Source organism: Streptomyces sp. NPDC041191, assembly GCF_055591945.1.
The window spans coordinates 213,399-233,522 of sequence record NZ_JBVIZC010000005.1; the positions used below are offsets into that span (position 1 = coordinate 213,399).

General features: G+C 73.1%; 13 protein-coding genes, 1 tRNA gene, 1 pseudogene and 1 CRISPR repeat array (1 of these 16 cut by a window edge). Of the genes and pseudogenes, 8 read left to right on the forward strand and 7 right to left on the reverse strand.

All coding sequences use genetic code 11. From position 1 onward, the window contains the following. From ettA to ACZ6AQ_RS12150, 5 genes and pseudogenes are all read right to left on the reverse strand, one after another. A complete protein-coding gene (gene ettA / locus ACZ6AQ_RS12130) occupies positions 1-1,665 on the reverse strand; it encodes an energy-dependent translational throttle protein EttA (protein ID WP_388693027.1) in 1,665 nt (554 codons plus the stop codon). Between the two features lie 265 nt (positions 1,666-1,930). Then, complete coding sequence (locus ACZ6AQ_RS12135; RefSeq protein ID WP_468759494.1) at positions 1,931-3,424, reverse strand: Cys-Gln thioester bond-forming surface protein; 1,494 nt, start codon at positions 3,422-3,424, stop codon at positions 1,931-1,933. A 498-nt stretch (positions 3,425-3,922) separates the two neighbouring features. Next, positions 3,923-4,324 (reverse strand): annotated as a pseudogene (locus ACZ6AQ_RS12140) (single-stranded DNA-binding protein); the annotation flags it as partial. A 252-nt stretch (positions 4,325-4,576) separates the two neighbouring features. Then, positions 4,577-6,727 (reverse strand): GTPase, encoded by a 2,151-nt coding sequence (locus ACZ6AQ_RS12145; protein ID WP_468759811.1) that lies wholly within the window; start codon positions 6,725-6,727, stop codon positions 4,577-4,579. Between the two features lie 4 nt (positions 6,728-6,731). Further along, complete coding sequence (locus ACZ6AQ_RS12150) at positions 6,732-8,351, reverse strand: dynamin family protein (RefSeq protein ID WP_388693022.1); 1,620 nt, start codon at positions 8,349-8,351, stop codon at positions 6,732-6,734. A gap of 293 nt (positions 8,352-8,644) precedes the next feature. Here ACZ6AQ_RS12150 and ACZ6AQ_RS12155 point away from each other — a divergent pair. From ACZ6AQ_RS12155 to ACZ6AQ_RS12170, 4 genes are all read left to right on the forward strand, one after another. Continuing rightward, positions 8,645-8,717, forward strand: a tRNA-Arg gene (locus tag ACZ6AQ_RS12155). Between the two features lie 246 nt (positions 8,718-8,963). Beyond that, entirely contained in the window at positions 8,964-10,811 is a 1,848-nt protein-coding gene (locus ACZ6AQ_RS12160; protein ID WP_468759496.1) for a TerD family protein, read from the forward strand. Between the two features lie 278 nt (positions 10,812-11,089). Further along, positions 11,090-11,575 carry an Imm21 family immunity protein gene (locus tag ACZ6AQ_RS12165; RefSeq protein ID WP_468759498.1) on the forward strand — a complete coding sequence of 162 codons (486 nt, stop codon included), beginning with the start codon at positions 11,090-11,092 and terminating at the stop codon, positions 11,573-11,575. Positions 11,576-11,714: 139 nt separating this feature from the next. Then, entirely contained in the window at positions 11,715-12,350 is a 636-nt protein-coding gene (locus ACZ6AQ_RS12170; RefSeq protein ID WP_468759500.1) for a hypothetical protein, read from the forward strand. 32 nt (positions 12,351-12,382) lie between these two features. Here ACZ6AQ_RS12170 and ACZ6AQ_RS12175 read toward each other — a convergent pair whose 3' ends face one another. Both ACZ6AQ_RS12175 and sigK read right to left on the reverse strand, forming a co-directional pair. Beyond that, complete coding sequence (locus ACZ6AQ_RS12175; RefSeq protein ID WP_468759502.1) at positions 12,383-13,135, reverse strand: anti-sigma factor; 753 nt, start codon at positions 13,133-13,135, stop codon at positions 12,383-12,385. Further along, a complete protein-coding gene (gene sigK / locus ACZ6AQ_RS12180; RefSeq protein WP_468759504.1) occupies positions 13,132-13,722 on the reverse strand; it encodes an ECF RNA polymerase sigma factor SigK in 591 nt (196 codons plus the stop codon). The genes ACZ6AQ_RS12175 and sigK overlap by 4 nt, the downstream gene beginning before the upstream one ends. Before the next feature lie 832 nt (positions 13,723-14,554). Here sigK and ACZ6AQ_RS12185 point away from each other — a divergent pair. The 4 genes from ACZ6AQ_RS12185 to ACZ6AQ_RS12200 all read left to right on the forward strand — a co-directional run bounded on the left by ACZ6AQ_RS12185 (position 14,555) and on the right by ACZ6AQ_RS12200 (position 19,551). Continuing rightward, positions 14,555-16,144: a molybdopterin-dependent oxidoreductase gene (locus tag ACZ6AQ_RS12185; RefSeq protein WP_468759812.1), complete on the forward strand. Its 1,590-nt coding sequence runs from the start codon at positions 14,555-14,557 to the stop codon at positions 16,142-16,144. 226 nt (positions 16,145-16,370) lie between these two features. Continuing rightward, positions 16,371-17,018: a fasciclin domain-containing protein gene (locus ACZ6AQ_RS12190; RefSeq protein WP_468759505.1), complete on the forward strand. Its 648-nt coding sequence runs from the start codon at positions 16,371-16,373 to the stop codon at positions 17,016-17,018. Positions 17,019-17,239: 221 nt separating this feature from the next. Further along, a complete protein-coding gene (locus tag ACZ6AQ_RS12195; RefSeq protein ID WP_468759506.1) occupies positions 17,240-18,511 on the forward strand; it encodes an NAD(P)/FAD-dependent oxidoreductase in 1,272 nt (423 codons plus the stop codon). Positions 18,512-18,600: 89 nt separating this feature from the next. Next, complete coding sequence (locus ACZ6AQ_RS12200) at positions 18,601-19,551, forward strand: RNA polymerase sigma-70 factor (RefSeq protein WP_468759814.1); 951 nt, start codon at positions 18,601-18,603, stop codon at positions 19,549-19,551. A 331-nt stretch (positions 19,552-19,882) separates the two neighbouring features. Next, a CRISPR array of direct repeats spans positions 19,883-20,124; the repeat unit is 29 nt; unit sequence GTGGTCCCCGCGCATGCGGGGGTGGTCCC (it continues 154 nt past the right edge of the window).

Genomic DNA, 20,124 nt, shown 5'->3' on the forward strand with positions numbered 1-20,124 from the left:
TCAGCCTCGGGTCAGCTTCTTGTACGTGGCACGGTGCGGACGGGCCGCGTCCGGGCCGAGGCGCTCGATCTTGTTCTTCTCGTACGACTCGAAGTTGCCCTCGAACCAGAACCACTTCGAGTCGCCCTCGTACGCCAGGATGTGCGTGGCCACCCGGTCCAGGAACCAGCGGTCGTGGGAGACGACCACGGCCGCGCCCGGGAACTCCAGGAGCGCGTTCTCCAGGGACGACAGGGTCTCGACGTCGAGGTCGTTGGTCGGCTCGTCGAGGAGGAGCAGGTTGCCGCCCTGCTTGAGGGTGAGCGCGAGGTTGAGGCGGTTGCGCTCGCCGCCGGAGAGCACGCCGGCCGGCTTCTGCTGGTCCGGGCCCTTGAAGCCGAACGCGGAGACGTACGCCCGGGACGGCATCTCGACCTGGCCGACGTTGATGTAGTCCAGCTCGTCGGAGACGACGGCCCACAGCGTCTTCTTGGGGTCGATGTTGGCGCGGCTCTGGTCGACGTACGAGATCTTGACGGTCTCGCCGACCCGGATGGAGCCGGAGTCCGGGGTCTCCAGACCCTGGATCATCTTGAAGAGCGTGGTCTTGCCGGCGCCGTTCGGGCCGATGACGCCGACGATGCCGTTGCGGGGCAGGGTGAAGGAGAGGTCGTCGATGAGGACCTTCTCGCCGAACGCCTTGGAGAGGTTCTCGACCTCGACGACGACGGAGCCCAGGCGCGGGCCCGGCGGGATCTGGATCTCCTCGAAGTCCAGCTTCCGCATCTTGTCGGCCTCGGCCGCCATCTCCTCGTAACGGGCGAGACGCGCCTTGGACTTGGCCTGGCGGCCCTTGGCGTTGGAGCGGACCCACTCCAGCTCTTCCTTGAGGCGCTTCTGGCGCTTCTCGTCCTTCCGGCCCTCGACCTTGAGGCGCTCGGCCTTCTTCTCCAGGTAGGTGGAGTAGTTGCCCTCGTACGGGTGGGCGCGGCCGCGGTCGAGCTCGAGGATCCACTCGGCGACGTTGTCCAGGAAGTACCGGTCGTGGGTGATGGCCACGACGGTGCCCTTGTACTGGGCCAGGTGCTGCTCCAGCCAGTTCACGGACTCGGCGTCGAGGTGGTTGGTGGGCTCGTCGAGCAGGAGGAGGTCGGGGGCCTCCAGGAGCAGCTTGCAGAGCGCGACGCGGCGCTTCTCGCCACCGGAGAGGTTGGTGACCGGCCAGTCGCCGGGGGGGCAGCCCAGGGCGTCCATGGCCTGCTCCAGCTGGGCGTCGAGGTCCCACGCGTTGGAGTGGTCCAGGTCGTCCTGGAGCTTGCCCATCTCCTCCATGAGCTCGTCGGTGTAGTTGGTCGCCATCTCCTCGGCGATCGCGTTGAACCGGTTGAGCTTGCCCTTGATCTCGGAGACGCCGTCCTCGACGTTCTCCAGGACCGTCTTGGACTCGTCGAGCTTCGGCTCCTGCATGAGGATGCCGACGGAGTAGCCGGGCGAGAGGAACGCGTCGCCGTTGGACGGCTGCTCCAGGCCGGCCATGATCTTCAGCACGGTGGACTTACCGGCGCCGTTCGGGCCGACCACACCGATCTTCGCACCGGGCAGGAAGCTCAGCGTCACGTCATCGAGGATGACCTTGTCGCCGTGCGCCTTGCGCGCCTTGCGCATGGTGTAGATGTACTCAGCCAAGAGAAACCGTCCGGCAAAGAGTGAGTGGGCAGATACACCCATCTTGCCTGACCACCGCCCCCGGGTGGAAACCGGTGATCCGGGGAGCGGACGGCGGGAGGGGCGGCCCGGGGCCTTCCGGGGCCCGGACGTGCGACGACCCCGGCCGCGGGCGCGGTCCGGGGTCGTGCGGGGGTCACGGAACGGGCGCCGTGTGACGCACCTCACTCCGCGGGGGGAGCTTCGGCCGGGTGCCGGGCACGGGCCCGGCACCTGCGGCCCCGGCTCACTGGCCGGCGGTCTTCTTCTTGCGGAGGAAGAACACCGCGCCGCCGCCGATCACGACGAGCGCGGCGGCGATGCCGGCGATCATCGGGGTGGCGTTGGAGCTGCCGGTCTCGGCGAGGTCGCCGCCGCCGGTGGTGCCGGTCGTACCCGTGGTGCCGGTGGTGCCGCCCGTGGTGTCACCGCCGGTGGTGCCGGCCGGGGCGGACGGGGAGGGCGTGGCCGTGGCGGAGGGCTCGGTGCCGGGGGTCTCGCTGGGCTTCGGGCCGGGCGTGGCCGTCTTGCAGTCCAGGACGCCCTCGAAGGTCTTCTTGAACTCGTTCGGGCCCGTGATGGTGAAGTTGTACGCCTCGTCCTCGGCCAGCGGGACCGCGATGGTCTTCGTCTCGCCACCGGCGACGGTGTACGAGGTGCCCTTCAGGTCGAAGGTCCAGTCCTCGTCGCCCTCGTTGGAGGCGATGACCTCCAGGCCGCCCTTGGCGCAGTCCTTGGCGACCGTGACGGCCGGGACCGCACCCTTCTTCGCCCAGGTCGCGCTGGCGGCGGCGGTGACGGTGGAGTTGCTGGAACCGGCCAGGATCATGGTCTGGCTCGGGTCGTCGCCGGCGGCGACGAAGGCGCGGCCGAGCGGGACCTGGGTGGTGACCTCGGCCTTGATCTCGGCGCCGCCGTCGGCGGTGCCCTTCGGGACGTCGACGAAGATCTCGTCGCCGTCCTTGGCCGTGGTGACCGCCTTGCCGTCCTTGTCGACGATGCCGACGCCGGCGGCGGCGCCCGGCGCCACGGACAGGGCGACGGGGTTCTTCTCGTCGCCGCTCTTGGGGAGGCCGGCTCCGACCTTGATCGGGCCGAGACGCTCACCGGGCCTGCCCGAGACGGAGGACGGGGACAGGTTGAGGGAGGGCTTGGGCTCCGCCACCGCCTGGGCGTTCTCGATCAGGTACGTGGTCAGCTTCTGCGCCTGCTTGTTGGTCGGCTTGGCCTCGACCTTGTCCGAGAAGTGCCAGATCGCGGCCTGCGTGGCGGCGGCGGCGGTCTTCTCGTTCAGGCCCTTGGCCTTGACCTTCTCCGCGAGCGACCCGACCGGGACGTTCGGGTAGGAGTTCTTCAGGATCCAGAGGATCTTGCCCGCGTCGGGGTTGTTGTGGAGCGACGACTGGTCCCAGCCGACTTCCTTGTACCTGTTCTTGTAGATCGCGTCGGTCCGGAAGTCGATGCAGTAGGTCTGCAGGGTGCCGCCGTTGTCGACCTTCATCTCGAAGAGGCCGCCGTCGGGGGTGGAGACCTCCTCCTTGCCGTTGACCTTGTCGATGACCTGGACCTCGGCGTAGATCTTCAGGTGACCGAGCACCGCGGTGGCGCCGCCGTTGCCGGCCGGGCCGTCTTCGGCCGCGGCCGGTCCCGCGGTGGCTATCGCGCCGGTGGCGACGAGCCCCGAGACCAGAGTGGCAGCGGCGAGGCGGCGCGCAGTGCCCCGCCCACGAACTGAAAACATGGAATTCCCCTCCGGGCGAGCGGCTCCGCGAACCAGCGTTGATCCGCGTGGGGGGAGCGCACGCCAACAACTCACAGACTCGATGGGCGCACGTGCCGCATGAGTACTCGGGAATCCTAGGGACGAAAGGCCCCCTGGTGCCCGGGCATACGACCAGATAACCATTCCGAATCGGAATCGTTATCACGGACGGTTGACGGGTCGACAAATCGTTATGACACAAGGTCAACCAGTCGTCACCAACCGGGATTTCGCGCCCGATTCCTCCCTCCCCACGGCCTCCGTCGGCACCGCATCGATTCCGACCGTTTCCCCCGCTTCCGTCCCCATCCCGGACACCGGCCCGGCCATCGCCTCCGCAGCCGCCTTCCCGGCCGTGCCCGGCACCGCCTCCCCGGCCGCGCCCGGCACCGCAGACACCGCTGACACCGCCGCCACCGCCGTCGTCCACGGGTCCGGCTCGGGAACGGGAGGACGACCGGGGCCGGCATCGGGGAGGGGGCCGGAGTGCGGCTCCCGGTCCGGCCGCGACCGCCGTTCCGTCCTCGCCGCGCGCCGGAAGGCCGCCGTCCCCCGGTTCAGGTCGTGGCCCACGGCCAGCGCGTCCACGTCCACGAAGGTCTTGCGCTGCCCGTCGCGGTCGTCCTCCCGCACCCTCAGCCGGCCGTGCACCACCAGGGGTTCCCCGACCGAGACCGAGGCGGCGAGATTGGCCGCGAGGGAACGCCAGGCCGACACCGTGTAGAAGCTGGTGGCCCCGTCGCTCCACGTGCCCCGCTCCCGGTCCCAGCGGCGCGCGGTCACCGCGAAACGGAACCGGGCCGTCCCGCCCGTCACCGTGTCCCGGTACTCCACCGCCGTCGCCACGTTGCCGACGAGCGTCACCGTCGTCTCGTTCATGATCCGCCTCCATCCGTCCCCGCGAGGACCGTCCTCCGGATGGACACCATGCTGGGGCGGACCGGCACATCCCGCTCACGCCTGTGGACAACTCCGCGCCGGGGGACAACTCCTTCGCCCGGAAGGGTGAAGCGAGGCGGGAGGAAGACGGAGACGGAGAGCACGGGGGCGGGGGCGCGGCAGACCGCGCCCGCACGACGGGGCCCGGTCCAGGGCGTGTGCCGAAAGCACAGTCCGCCCGGCACACACGCCCTATCGCCCCCGCGCCCCCGCCCGCGTGGCTCCGAACCGCGTCGTACCGGAGCGGCTTCCGCCCACGATCCGGGCCGGTGGCCGCGTGCCCACCACCGTGGCGTACTGCTCGCGCACCTCCCGGTACCGCACCAGCTCGGCGGCGACCGGGTCGAGCACCCGGGCCCGGCCGCAGGCGGCGGCCGCCTCGCGCAGACGGCGTTCGGCCTCCTGTCCGTACCGGCGGGCCGGCCCCCGCACCGCGCCCTCGCAGGCCCATTCGACGAGCGGGCCGCCCGCGATGCCGGCGATCATCACGAGGACCGGCGGAAGCAGCCCCGGCTCCACGACACCGATGATCTGCCCCAGCAGCCAGAGCGCGCCGAAGATCTGCAGAAGCGTCATCAGCGCCTGGACGAGGACGGCCGCGGGCCACCACGCGGGCCGGGGCGGCCGGGCCACCGGGTCCCCCATGGAGACGGCGAGTTCGTCCAGGGCCTCGGGCAGCCCCTCCGCGCCGCGCGCCGCCGCCTCGCGCACCGCCTGCGCCCACGGCGCCGGGAGCCCGCGCGAGGCGTCGTCGGCGACGATCCGCACGGCCTGCTCGACGCGCTGGCGCGCCGTCAGCTCGTCCTCGACCGGGGAGACGAGGCGCGGGTCGGTGGAACCGTGCGCGCGCAGCCGCTCGTACCAGCGGTAGAGCCGCAGCCAGGGGGTGCCGCAGGCGCGGATGGCACCCCGGCGCCAGACCCGCTCGGCGGCCTCGCCGGCCGCCTGGGCGCCGACGGCGACGGCGAGCCGGTCGGTGAAGGCGTCCCGGGAACGTTCGTCCAGGCCGGAGCGTCCCTCGGTGACGTACGCCGGGCGCAGCCGGGTGGCGGCGGCGTCGATGTCGGCGGCGAGCCGGCGCGCGGGGGCGGTCTTCTCCTGGACGAACCCGGCGACGAGTTCGCGCAGCTCGGGGACGCCCTCGCCGGTCAGGGCGGAGAGGGCGAGGACGGTGGCACCGGGCTCCCCGTGCTCGCCGAGCGCCATGCCGTCCTCGTCCAGGAGGCGGCGCAGGTCGTCCAGGACGAGATCGGTGGCCTCGGTGCCGAGCCGGTCGATCTGGTTGAGGACGACGAAGGTGACCTCGGCGTGCCCGGCGAGCGGGCGCAGGTAGCGCTCGTGGAGGATCGCGTCGGCGTACTTCTCGGGGTCCACGACCCAGATGACGGCGTCCACGAGGCCGAGGACCCGGTCGACCTGGTCGCGGTGGGAGGTGATCGCCGAGTCGTGGTCGGGCAGGTCGACGAGGACGAGGCCCTGGAGCCCGGTGTCGGCCGTGCCGCCCGCGAGGGGCCGGCGGCGCAGCCGGTTGGGGACGGCGAGCCGGTCGAGCAGTCCGGCCGCGCCCTCGGACCAGCTGAGCGCGAGGGGGGCGGACGTGGTGGGGCGGCGCAGCCCGGTCTCGGAGACGGGGACGCCGGCGAAGGCGTTGAAGAGCGTGGACTTGCCGCTTCCGGTGGGTCCCGCGATGGCGACGACGGTGTGCCGGGAGGAGAGCCGCTGGCGGGCGGCCGCCTCGTCGAGGACCCGTCCGGCCTCGGCGAGGACGTCGCTCTCGACGCGGGCACGGGAGAGGCCGACGAGCTCGTGGAGGGCGTCGAGGCGGGCGCGGAGGGGGCCGTCGAAGTGCCCGCCGGGGGGAGGCAGCGCGTCCTCCTCGTCGTCCGCTCCCCCGCCCGTCCCGCCCGGGGGCTCCTCCGGGGTGACCGCGCGTTCGGCCGCGCGGCGCGCGATCAGTCCGTCGTCCCAGCGGCCCCGGTCCCGGTCCCCCTCACGGCCGCCGTCCGGGCGCCCCCGGCTCCCGCGCCCGTCGCCCGACCGCTCACGGCCCTGTCCTGAATCCTTTTCGCGGACACCGTCCGCGTACTCGCGGTCCTGTCCGGAAGCTTCTCCCCGGTTCCGTCCGGAAGCTCCTTCGCGGCCACCGTCCGCACGCTCGCGGTCCCGCCCGGAAGCTCCTTCGCGGTTCCGTCCGGAATCCTTTTCGCGGCCCCTTCCGGAATCCCTTTCACGGTCGGCCGCCGACCGTCCGCGATCATGCCCGGAACCCGCTGCGCGCCCCTCTCCCGAACGCTCGCGACCCCGTTCCCGGCCGGGGTTCTTCTCCCGGCTGTCGTCCAGCAACACGTCATTTCTCCTTCTGCAGTACGGAGAGCGCGGCGATCAGCTCCGCCTGCGGCTCGGGGGTCACGTCGAGCGCGTCGAGGGGGGCGAGACGCCGGTCGCGCTCGGCGTGCAGGACGCGGTCGACGTACGCGAGGACCAGTTCGCCGCCCTTGTCGCGCAGTCGCAGGGCGGTCCGGGCGCCGAGGAGTTCGGCGAGGCGTTCGCCCGCGGGCCGGGCGCGCCGTCCGCCGAGGAGGGAGGCGGCGAGAAGGGCGGCGACGGTGTCGGCCTCGGGGAGGACGCCGCGGGCGCCGGCGGGGCGTTCGACGTTCCGTACCTCCTCCTCGGCCAGCTCTTCGAGGACGCGGCGCCAGCGGCGCACCTCCACGCCGATCCGTTCCCCGGTCTCCCGGTCGGCGCAGCTCCGCACCGGGCCGAGGGCGTCGGCGGCGGGTTCGTGGCGCCAGCCGTCCCGGACGCGCTCCTCGGCGGCGGAGACGGCGCAGTGGAGGAGGGCGGCGAGGGATTCGGCCAGGGCGTCCAGGAGCTCCTCGGAGGTGCTGTCGCGGGGGTAGGCGCGCCAGCGGGTGCGGGCGTCGCCGGCGAGGACGGCGCCGCGGCCGAGCTGTTTGCGCACGCGTCGGCCCTGCTCGCGGTAGGCGGTCTCGACCACGCCGCCGAGGCGGACGGCGGCGGCGTACTGGGCGGCGACCGCGCCGGCCAGCTCGGGCAGCCGGGTGTCGAGGGAGTCGATGACGCCGGAGGCGGTCCGGTCGGCGGCCTGCTGATGGGCGGCGGGGTCCCCGGCCCGGTGGGCGAGCCAGCCGCGCAGGGCGGCGACGGCGCTGTCGGGCAGCAGTCCGCTGCCGCCGCCGGTCGACTCGGGCAGCTCGGGGATGGTGAAGCGGGGCACGTCGCCGAGCCCCGCCCTGTCGAGCAGCGCCCCGTACTGGCGGGACACCTCGCCGATGACCTGGTGGGGGACGCGGTCGAGGACGGTGACGAGGGTGACGTCGTACTCCTTGGCGGTACGGAGCAGGTGCCAGGGCACGGCGTCGGCGTACCGGGAGGCGGTGGTGACCATGACCCAGATGTCGGCGGCGCACATCAACTCGGAGGCGAGGAGACGGTTCTCCACGACGAGGGAGTCGATGTCGGGCGAGTCGAGCAGGGCGAGGCCCCGGGGCACGGCGGCGGCCGTCTCGACGCGCAGGGCGTTCTCCTCGGGAGCGGGTTCCTCGACGGGGTGGTCCTCGTCGGCCTGGGGCAGCCACACGCGGGTGAGCTGCGAGAGGACGCGCGTTCCGGCGAACCAGTGGTGGTCCTCGGGGTGACACACGAGGACGGGCGTCCGGGTGGTGGGCCTGAGCACCCCGGCCTCGCTGACGCGCCGCCCGACAAGGGAGTTGACGAGCGTGGACTTCCCGGCCCCGGTGGAACCGCCGACGACGGCGAGGAGCGGGGCGCCGGGGTCCTTCAGGCGGGGGACCAGGTAGTCGTCGAGCTGGGCCAGCAGTTCGGTCCGGTTCTGGCGGGCGCGTGGTGCGTCGGGGAGGGGGAGCGGGAGACGCACGGCGGCGACACGGTCGCGCAGGGCGGAAAGTGCGTCGATCAGCTGAGGCCGTTCGTCCAAGGTCACCACATGCGAAGAATGCCCAATTTATGAGTGTTTTTGAAGCGTATGGGGGCCCTGCGCGCCGAGGAAAAGGACGGCGACCGGAACCCCGGGCATAACGAGTGCACAACACCCGCCCCGAGCGATGCGAAAAGCGCTGCGCGAATCGCACCTGCCTGCGATTATCGTTCCGCTTCACCGAACCTCCACATCGTGCCACGCAGGTGAAGCAACCGGGCCAAGGCGAACGGAGCCCTATCCTTGTCCCGGCGAGGCCCCACCCCACCCACCAGGGGCTCCCGCCGCACGATCACCACCCGGCCCCCGTAGCTCAGTGGATAGAGCAGGTGCCTTCTAAGCACTTGGCCGCAGGTTCGAGTCCTGCCGGGGGCGCACAGCGGGCCCCTCCTCCGGGAGGGGCCTTTTTGCTGGTCAGGTGTGGTTTTCGGTCGGTAGCGGGATCGCCGGGGAGACGGCCCGGACGGCTCGCCCTGTCTGGCTGGAACCGGCCAGAAGTGATCTTCGCGCCGTTCGGTCCGAAAACGGCCCGAAGCTTCGAGACGATCTCTCGACAGGACCAAGGGGACAAATCGCCATTCGGGTTGAAGCCGCGATCATGCCGGGATCATCCTTACCGTCATGTCTCTCGCTGCCACGCTCGACGTGTCACACCTGCCCGACTACGCGTACGACTGGGCTCTGGTCGACGTCGAGACATCCGGCCTGATCGCCCGGCGCGACCGGATCCTCTCGATCGCGGTGCTGACCTTCGGGCCGGACGGGAGCCAGACCGACGCGTACTCCACCCTGCTGAACCCGGGCTGCGACCCCGGCCCCGTGCACATCCACGGCCTGACCCCGGAACGGCTGAGCGGCGCCCCGGCCTTCGAGCAGGTGGCCGGACGGATCGGAGCGCTCCTGCAGGACCGCGTCATGGTGGCCCACAACGCACAGTTCGACTATGACTTCCTGGCCCATGAGTTCGCCCGCGCCCGGCTCTATCTCCCGGTCACCCAGCGGCTGTGCACCCTGGCCCTGAACCGGCGTGTGGAACCGCCCGCCGCCGACCTCAGCCTGGCGTCGCTGGCCGCCCATTACGGCGTGCCGCAGACCAGCGCTCATGACGCGCTGGACGACACGCGCGTCCTCGCGGGAATCTTCCGCTCCTCCCTCTCCGAAGCCGCACGGCTGGACCTCCCGCTGCCGCTGGTGCCCTGCCCTCCCCGGCAGGATCCCCAGTTCGCGCCGAATCCGCCGAAGACCCCGTGCACCTACCGAAATCCGGGTCGCCTGACACCCGGCGATCCGCTCGTCCAGGGCATGAAGATCGCCATCACGGGCGAGACCGCGACCTCCCGGGCCGAGCTGGTGGCCCGGGCCGTCGCCGCGGGCCTGAACATCATGTCGTCGGTCAGTCGGCACACCAGTGCTCTCGTCACCAACGACGCGGCCTCGGGCTCGGCAAAGGCACGGCGCGCGATCGCCGAAGGCGTCACGGTCATCGACGAGCACGCGTTCCTCAAGCTGCTGGGGGAGGTGCGTTCCGGAACACCGCACGAGAATCAGACTCCGAAGAAGACCCCGGAAGCGGCGGCCCCGGCCACACCGCCCACCACGCCGACGCCGACCCCCGCTGCGACCACAGCTGTCGCTGACGTGCCGGCGCCCAGGCGACCCGAGCCCAAGCATTCCGCCAAGCCGTTCGGCCGTCGGCGGGTACTGATCCTTGGCGGCACCCACGAGGAGGCGTCCGCAGCCCGGGCCAGGGTCGTCGAGCTGGGTGGGGCCGCCGCCATCAACCTCTCGGCGAGCGTCACCGACGTCGTCCTCTTTCCCGGGGGCGAACTCGACCGCCGCATGACCCGCATCACCGCGTTGAGGCTTCCGATCCACGCGCACGGATGGCTCGGATCCCCCGCCTCCGAGGCTGCCGACGTCCCCGCCCAGGGCGGTGCGACGACCGACGTCCTGCCGCGCGGCGGAGTCATCGATCTCCCCACCCTCCCCACCGCCGGCCGCTGGCACGTGAGTGCCTCCTGGGCGCAACAGACGAACTGCGAGATCGACGTCGTCGCCTTCGTCCTCGACGAGGACGAGCAGGTCTCCAGCGACGGGGACTTCGTCTTCTACAGCGCGCCGGAAAGCCCCGACGGAGCCATCCGTCTCCTCTGCGACGGCCCGACGGAGCAGACCATCGCCGTCGACCTCGCGGCGCTGCCGCCCGCCGCCCACAGGATCGCGATCGCCGCCGCCATCGACGGTGCCGCCACCTTCGGGGACATCGGAGCCGTCCAGGTGACCCTCGCACCGGACGTCGACGCTCCGGCCACGGCCCAGGCCACTCTGGACGCCGCCACCAGCGAACGCACCCTGCTCCTCGCCGAGATCTACCGCCGGGGCCCGAGGTGGCGCTTCCGCGCCGTCGGCCAGGGTTACGACCATGGTCTGGAGACCCTCGTACGTGGATACGGGGTCGACGTGGAGTAACCCTCGTCGCTTGCCAGATGGCGGGGGCGCCCCAGTCCATCGGGTGCAAGAGGGAGGGCTCCTGGTCGCGCTGCCCGTACAGGGCGCCTCCACGAGGTCGGGGTTCTGGGCAGTCGTCTACGTTGACTGGCTGCAAGGCCGTCTCCAGCCCTGGGCTTCTCCTCCCTATGTCTCCGGCGAACTGGCACAGTAGAGGGGCCGGGTACGGCCGAGCCCCTCTGATCCCATCTCGCGGCCGCACTCGACGCTTGTCAGACGCGGGTGTGATGATCCGCCGCATGGCTACCTGGCTCGACGGCACCGACTTCGCCCGCTACGCGCTCATCCCGGAGGAACTCCTCCCGACATGGGAAGGGACCGAGGCCGACGAGGTGATCGACGAGTACGTCTCGGCCCTGCGGCTGGTCGGCCGCGACGTCCTGACGCTCGGTGCCGAGCCGCTGTCCGTCACCTGGCTCGCCGAACCCCTCACATTCGCACGCTGGTGCTACGCCGACGACGACACGGGACTGCTGCCCGTGGTCCACGCCGCCATGGCAGCCGACGGATGGAAGGACGCCCTCTCCCTCGAACTCGGGGGGCGGTACGTCCTGACCGACGCCGCCTACGAGGCCGACAGGATCCTCGACTCCCTGTGGGACGCACGGCGGCAGCCGGAGACGCTTCGCGTCGAACTGCCGCCGGGCCGCTACCGCGTCCAGTCGCTGACCATCACTCCCGACCCGGCGTCGCGGTTCATGCTGGAACGGCTGCTGCCGGAGTGACCGGGGTGCGGGCGCTCGCCGTTCCCGGTGCGGCCCGCTGGAGCCCGGGGGCGCGTCCCGTCGAGGTTGAGTGCCCGTCCCCGCCCCCGTGAGTACGCGTACTCACGGGGGCGGGGCGGTCCGATCAGAAGCTGTGCACATGAGACGACTGTCCTCCCCGGCCCGCCCGTTCGCCCGTTCCTCGCGCCGCCCCCGGCTCACCCCGGCCATGACGGCTCTCGCCGTACTGGCCCTCGGCGCGTGCGGCACCGTGAAGACGACCGCCGGCGGAGAGCCGACCGTGCGCACGGAGGCCGTGGAAAGCCGGCGGCCCGCTCCGGCCCTCGCGGAGATCCAGGAGCGGATCGAGCGGTCGTGCCCCCCTCCGGGCTCCCCGGCCGGGGCGCCTCCGAGCCCGGCGGCGGCACCGCCCGGAACGGAGGCGCCGGCCGACGCGCTCGTGCCGACCGCGCCCGCGGCGGGACCGGACGTGAAGCTGAACGCGCGTGACTGGTGCGCGAGCAACCTTCACGAGGAGCGCATCGCCGATGCCCTCCTGGAACTGGCGAGCCCCACCCCCGCGAAGGTCGGGGCGATCCTGAACGGCCTCGGCTACGCCGGCGAACGCGTCCACGACGTGAAGCAGTCCGGTGCGACCACGCAGTTCTTCCTCGACCTGCGCGAGAAGGGCGGACGGCTCTGCCTGAAGGGCACGGCGGCCGGCCGGGAGACCGTCGTCGACAAGTGCGTGGCCCCCGCGACCGGCCCGTTCACCCCCGGAGGCGGCGGTCGGTGACCGTCGGCCCGTCCCGCCCGGCCACGGGGGCCTCAGGCGGGCATCCTCAGCACGAGAAGAGGGACGGTGGTGGGCCGGGGGGAGCCTCCGGAGGGTTCGAGGGTGAGGCCGAGGGCGGTGGCGCGGGCGGGATCGCCGTCGACGAGGACGGAACCGTCCCCGCGGACGAAGCCGGCGGGTCGCATGGTGCCGTCGTGCTGGAGCCACAGCTGGTAGGTCCTGCCCGGCGCGGGGGCCGGGAGACCGGTCGCGGTGAACATGGCCTCGTTCCGGCTGCTGGAGCTCACGAGGGTGGCGAGCGCGCCGTTGGCGGCTCTGCCGTGGACGGTGCCGGCGTCGGGCGCGGCCAGGACGCCGCTGAGGGCGTCGAGGCTCTGCCGGACCTGCCGGGCCTCCTGCCGTGCCCGGTCGGCCTCCTGGTGCTGCCGGACGGCGAGTCCGGCGAGGACCGCGGCGGTGACGAGGCTCGCCGCGAGTCCCAGCGGCAGGGCCCTGCGGCGCAGCCGAGCGCCGGTGCTCGCCGCCGTGGGCGGGGCGTGCAGCCGCGGGGGCAGCTGCCGGACGCCGTCGACGGCGTCCAGGGTGCGCCGCTTCAGCGCGGCGGGAGGTTCCTTGGCCGTGGCGGCGGCGAGGCGGGCGGTGGCGGCGTGGAACTCCGCCACCTCGTGCCGGCACGCCTCGCACCGGTCGAGGTGGCGGGTGAAGGCGCCGGTCTCCCCGGTGTCGAGGGCGTCGAGGGCGTAGGCGCCGGCGAGGGTGTGGATGTCGGACGCGTGGTGTTTCACGTGGTCACCCCCATGCAGTCGCGGAGCCGGACGAGCCCGTCGCGCATGCGTGTCTTGATGGTGGGAAGAGGAGCGCGCAGGGTCTCGGCGACCTCACGGTAGGTGAGACCCCCGTAGTAAGCCAGGGTGACGGCCTGGCGCTGGAGTTCGGTCAGGCCGCGCAGGCACCGGCGGACCTGCTCGCTCTCCAGCCGGGTCTCGACCTGCTCGGCGACGTCGTCGTAGGGCGTGTGGTGGTCGCGGACCGCCCGGGCGTGTTCGCGGTCGGTCGCGGCCTGGGCGGAGCGGACCCGGTCCACCGCCCGGCGGTGGGCGATGGTGGCGGCCCAGGCGGTGACCGGTCCGGCGTCGCTCCGGTAACGGGCCGCCCGGCGCCACAGGTCGATCATGACCTCCTGGGCGACCTCCTCGGACTGCGCGGGGTCGCGCACGATCCTGAGCACGATTCCGAAGACCGTCGGGGCGAGCGCGTCGTAGAGGACGGAGAAGGCTTCCTTGTCGCCCTGGGCGACCCGCCGCATGACCTCGGGGAGTTCGGGGGCGGCGGCGCTCCCCGCGGTGCGGCGGAAGGGGAGGGGGCCGTTCACCGGATGTCCTCCGCCGGGTGCGGCCCGGGGCGTGTGCCGGAACACGCCCTGGCGGGGCCGTCGGGCGGGGCCGGTCGGGGCGGGGCGGTCCGTCGCATGCTGGTCCTTCGTCTCTGGAGCCCTGGTCGGCGGGCGGGGCGGGCGCCCGGTGCTCGGAGCCGGGGTGTCTGTGCACGTTCTTCGGAGCGGGCACGCGTGCGGATGGGTGCCGTTTCGTCACTATCGGGTCCGCCGCTCGTCCGATCGGGGGAACGCGGCCGTTCGGACCCAACCGGGTGCGGGGCCGCCGCGAAGTCCCGGTGTCGGTCCCCGCGTCCCGGTCCCGGTCCCCGTCCCCGCCCCGGTCGGCGCCCGCGGCACCGCCGCCGGCGTCGCCGGTCCGCCGGACCCCGCGTTCGGCGGTGCCCCGGGAGCGCCCGACCGGCAGTACAGGACTCCGGACCGTACCCCATGGGGGTGGGGCGGGCCGGTGGCCCCACCGGGGTACGGGCGGAAGCGGCGCCGGGCCGCTTCCGCACGCAGAGCCGTACTCCGGGAGGGGTCGGCTGCGGGTGGCCGGTACCACGGCCGCCCGCAGCCCCTTCCCACTCTCCCGCGCGGTGCGTGGCTCCTTCCGTTCCTGACGGCCTCTCCGTTCCTGACGGGTCCCACCGTTCCCGACGGGTCCCGCCGTTCCCGACGGGCCTCCCCGTTCCCGACGGCTCCCGCCGCTCCCGACGGGTCCCGCCCTTCCTGACGACTCTCGCCGCTCCCAACGGACCCCGTTGTCAAGGAACATGACGACTACCACTCCTTCGGATGAGGGACCCATCCGCGGCACGGTGGTCTCCGAATCCCCTCCGTGAGCAACTTCCGCACCATCATCAGCAGGGCGTGGCCCGGCGCCACGGCCGGTCTCGTCGCGGGGGCCTGCGCGCTGGCCGTGGCCGAGCTGGTGGCCGGTCTCGTCCGTCCGGCGGCCGGGCCGGTCACGGTGGTGGGCGGGGCGGTGATCGACAGGACACCGGCCGCCGTGAAGGACTTCGCGATCCGCACGTTCGGCGAGGACGACAAGACGGTCCTGCTGCTCGGCATCCTCGCCGTCCTCGCCCTCGTCGCGACCGGCCTGGGCCTGGCGGCCCCGCGCCACCGGCGCGCGTGCGCGGCCGTGATCCTGCTGTTCGGCCCGGTCGGGGCGGTGGCGGCCCTGAGCCGCCCGGACGCCGGCCCCCTCGACGTACTGCCGTCCGTGATCGGCGCCCTGGCGGGGGCCGCGGCCCTGTACCCGCTGGCGGCCAAGGCGTCCCCCGGAGCCGGCACCGCCCCGCCGGAAAGCGGGGGCGGCGGGGGCGGCTGGGACCGGCGCGGTTTCCTCACCGCCGCCGCCGTCACGGCCGGGGCGTCCGCGGGCGCCGGCGTTCTCGGCCGGCTCCTCGGCGGACGGCAGGCCCGGAGCGCCGTCGCCTCGCGCGACGACCTCGTCCTGCCCCCGCCCGCCTCGCCCGCCCCGGCGCCGCCCGCGGGCGCCCGGTCGGCGGTCCCCGGCGCCGGCCCCTTCGTCACGCCGAACGCCGACTTCTACCGCGTCGACACCGCCCTCGTCGTCCCGAGGGTCGACGCCGGCGCCTGGCGGCTGCGGATCCACGGCGAGGGCGTCTCCCGCGCCCGCGTCTACACCCTCGCCGACCTCCTCGCCCGCCCCCTGGTCGAACGGGACATCACGCTCACCTGCGTGTCGAACGAGGTCGGCGGTCCCTACGCGGGCAACGCCCGCTGGCTCGGCGTCCCCCTGGCCGGTCTGCTGGCGGAGTGCGGGGTGAGGCCGCCGTCGAAGGGCGGCAGGGCCGACCAGCTCGTGGCCGGTTCCGTGGACGGCATGACGTTCGGCTCGCCGGTGGAGGACGTCATGGACGGGCGAGACGCGATGCTCGCGGTCGGCATGAACGGCGAACCCCTCCCCTTCGAGCACGGCTTCCCCGTCCGCATGCTCGTGCCCGGCCTGTACGGCTACGTGTCGGCCTGCAAGTGGATCGAGGACATCGAACTCACCACCTTCGACGCCTACGACCCGTACTGGGTGAAGCGCGGCTGGGCCCGCCGGGCGCCGGTCAAGACCCAGGCCAGGATCGACACCCCCAGGCCCTTCGCCCGCCCGGCCGCCGGCACGGTCACGGTCGCCGGTGTCGCCTGGGCCCAGCACCGCGGCATCGACCGCGTCCAGATACAGGTCGACGACGGCCCCTGGGAGGACGCCGAGCTCGCCGCGCAGGACACCGCCGACACCTGGCGCCAGTGGTCCCACCGCTGGAACGCCACCCCCGGCGGTCACACGATCACCGTCCGCGCCGTCGACGGCACCGGGCAGGTCCAGACCGCACGACGCACCGGCACCGTCCCCGACGGCGCCAGCGGCCGGCACAGCGTCTTCGTCACCGTGACCTAGACCGGCGCCGAGCCACCCCCGGGCGCCGCCGGACCGCCATCGGCCCCCCTCCGGTCCGCCACAAGACCCCCGTCAGCCCCCCTCCGGTCCACCACCGGACCGCCTCCGAACCACCGCACCGGCCCCGTACGCGCCGGTCGGACAGCAGCACCCCGATCCACCGGAAGCCGCCCGGCTTCCGCCCCGGAGCCCTCCGGGGCGAGGAAAACACCGAGGAGCAACTCGCATGAACACCCTGCGCATCCGCCACGGCGCGCTCGCCGTGACCGCCGCCGTCGTCCTCCCCTTCTCGCTCAGCGCCTGTTCGGACTCCGGCAGCGACACCAAGGCCGCGCCCCCCGCCTCGGCCACCGCCGACCCGGCCACCGGCACGCCCCCGCAGAAGGACGCGACGGCGATGGACGAGCCCTTCGGTCCGGCCTGCGCCGGCGTGCCGAAGAACGGGGCGGGCTCCTTCGACGGGATGGCCAAGGACCCCGTCGCGACCGCCGCGTCGAACAACCCGGCCCTGTCCACCCTGGTCACGGCGGTGAAGCAGGCGGGTCTCGTCGACACGCTCAACAACGCGCAGAACATCACGGTCTTCGCGCCGACCAACGACGCCTTCGCGAAGATCCCGAAGGCCGACCTCGACAAGGTCCTCGCCGACAAGGCCACGCTCACCAAGATCCTCACCTACCACGTCGTCGGCGAGAGGCTCGCCCCGAAGCAGTTGGAGAACGGCTCCTTCGGGACCCTCCAGAAGGGCATGATCACCACGAAGGGCTCCGGTGAGGACTACACCGTCAACGACACCTCCAAGGTCGTGTGCGGCAACGTGAGGACGGCCAACGCCAACGTCTACATCGTCGACACCGTCCTCATGCCGGAGTAACGGCCCGCCCGGAAACCCCGAGCGGCCCGGCCCCCGCCTGCACCGGGGCCGGGCCGCGGCGGTCGCGACTGTCGCGGCGGCCACGGCGGTCGCGACTGCCGTGGCGGGTACGGGGGGGACGGGGGCGTCCGCGTCCGCCGGAGTGATCCGCGCCACTCCCCGTCACAGGGAACGGCCGGGTGGTGTCTTGATGCCGAACCCCCTGGAGCGGAGGAGACACCATGAGCGAGAACACCGGAAACGCGAAGAACACCGACGTGGTCGTGATCGGCGGCGGGTACGCCGGTGTCATGGCGGCCAACCGCCTGACGCTGCGCGGCGACGTGGCGGTGACGCTCGTCAACCCCCGCCCCTCGTTCGTGCACCGGGTACGCCTGCACCAGCTGGTGGGCGGGACCGGCGAGGCCGTCGTCGAGTACCGGAAAGTACTGAACGGGCGGGTCCGGCTGGTGGTGGACACGGCGGTACGGATCGACGCGGCCGGACGCACCGTGACGCTGGCGGACGGCGGGACCGTCGGCTACGACTACCTGGTCTACGCGGTGGGCAGCGGGAGCGCCGGCCCCCGGGTGCCCGGGGCGGCCGAGTTCGCCCTTCCCCTCGCCTCCCTGGAGGAGGCGGAACGGCTGCGGCCCGCGCTCGGCGCGGCGCCCGCGACGGCCGGGGTGGTCGTGGTCGGGGGCGGCCCGACCGGCATCGAGACCGCCGCCGAACTGGCGGAGGCCGGGCGCGCCGTGACCCTGGTCTGCGGCGGGGCGCTCGGACCGTACCTGCACCCCCGGGGCCGGCGGTCGGTCGCCCGGCGGCTGGCCCGGCTCGGGGTGACCGTGCTCGACGGGCCCGGTACGAGGGTGACGGCGGTGACCCGTGACGCCGTGCGGCTCGCCGACGGCCGCGAGCTGCCGAGCGCGGTGACCGTCTGGACGGCCGGGTTCGGCGTGCCGGACCTGGCGGCGCGCAGCGGGCTGAGCACCGACGCCCTGGGCCGGCTGCTCACGGACGAGACGCTGACCAGCGTGGACGACCCGCGCGTCGTGGCGGCCGGGGACTCGGCGGCACCGTCGGGCCTGCCACTGCGGATGAGCTGCCAGGCCGCGATCCCGCTGGGCGCGCGGGCCGCCGACACGGTGCTCGCCCGGATCGCGGGGGAACGGCCCGGCCCGCTCCGCGAGTTGTTCGCCGGGCAGTGCGTCAGCCTGGGCCGGCACGACGGCATCTTCCAGTTCGCCCGCGACGACACCGCGATGTGGTTCCACATCGACGGCGGTCCCGGCGCGAAGCTCAAGGAGACCGTGTGCGCGGGCGTCGTCGAGCACCTGGCCGGTGAGGCGGCCGAGCCCGGCTCGTACCGCCTGCACCGCCTCCCGGGCGGCACGAGGCGCCGCCGGCTGCTGCGGGCCGGAGAGGCGGAGCTTGTCCCCGCGCCCCTCCGGGAGAAGGATCGCGGCGCGGACGCCCTCCGGGAGGGCGCCGACGGGCGGAGCCGGGCATGAAGGGGACGGGATCGGACGTGAAGGACGCGGAGCCGGGCACGGAGGGAACGGACGAGGAGACGTACGGCGGGAAGCGCGAAGAACACGACATGAACACGGACACGGACACGGGCAGGGGCAGGGGCACGGGCACGGGTGATCGCGCCACCGCTCCCGCGACCGATCCCGCGACCGAGGCGTTCGTCGCCCATCGCAACCTGCTCTTCACCGTCGCGTACGAGATGCTGGGCTCGGCGGCCGACGCCGAGGACGTCCTCCAGGAGACCTGGCTGCGCTGGATCGAGGTCGATCCGGAGCGGGTCCGCGACCGGCGCGCCTACCTGGTCCGGATCACGACCCGGCAGGCACTCAACCGGCTGCGCGCGGCGAGCCGCCGCCGGGAGGCGTACGTCGGCCAGTGGCTGCCCGAACCGCTGCTCACCGCACCGGACGTGGCCGAGGACGTCGAACTCGCGGAGAGCGTGTCGATGGCGATGATGCTCGTCCTCGAAACGCTGTCGCCGACCGAACGCGCCGTCTTCGTCCTGCGCGAGGTCTTCGACGTCGCGTACGACGAGATCGCCGCCGCCGTCGGCAAGAGCCCCGCCGCCGTCCGCCAGGTCGCACACCGGGCCCGCCTGCACGTGGACGCGCGCCGCCCGCGCCGGGTGGTCTCCCCGCGCGAGGCCCGGGAGGCCACGGAGTCGTTCCGGCGCGCCCTCGAGATGCGGGACCTCCAGGGCCTCCTCGACGTGCTCGCCCCCGACGTCGTCCTGGTGAGCGACGGCGGCGGCGTCAAACGGGCCGCGGTACGGCCCGTCGTCGGCGCCGACAAGGTGGCCCGCTTCTACCTCGGCGGCTCCCGCAGGGCCGGGTTCACGGTCACCTGCGAACCCACCGAGGTCAACGGCAGCCCGGCGCTCGCCGTCCTCCTGGACGGGGAGTTCGACGGCGTCATGACGATCCGGGTCGAGAACGCCCGCGTCACGGCCCTGTACTACGTCCGCAACCCCGAGAAACTGACCCGCGTCACGTCCGAGACCCCGCTCACCCTGCGGTGAACCGGACCCCGTCCACCAGCGGGCCCGGTGGACGGAACCCCCTCTCCGCTCCCCCGCCCCGGCCGTGCCGTCGAGGCGCACCGGGGTGGGCCTCGCCTTCCACCGGTCGGCTGCTCCTGGCCAATACCGCCTCGGGGGAGGCCCGTTACGATCGGATCGAGCTGTCTCGGGCGGAGCGGAACGGGGCGGGACAGAACGGGGGAACGAGCCGGCCGGGCGAGGGGAAGGAGGTATGGGGATGCGCCTTAAATCCCTTATCCGCGTTAAGTCGGTCCTTGGTAAAGTGGGTAAAATCCGCTGTCCTTGCTTGTGAAGCCGCAGGTCGGGTCCTGTGGTCCCCGCGCATGCGGGGGTGGTCCCTTCAGCAGGAGGGCGTACTTGTGGGCGCGGGCGTGGTCCCCGCGCATGCGGGGGTGGTCCCTTCTCGGCTGTTGGGAAGGGAGAACGAGTTGAGTGGTCCCCGCGCATGCGGGGGTGGTCCCGAGACCACCATCGGTGCCACCCAGACGCCGGGGTGGTCCCCGCGCATGCGGGGGTGGTCCCGGCCCTGTCGCCGGACGCCGTCGACCAGAT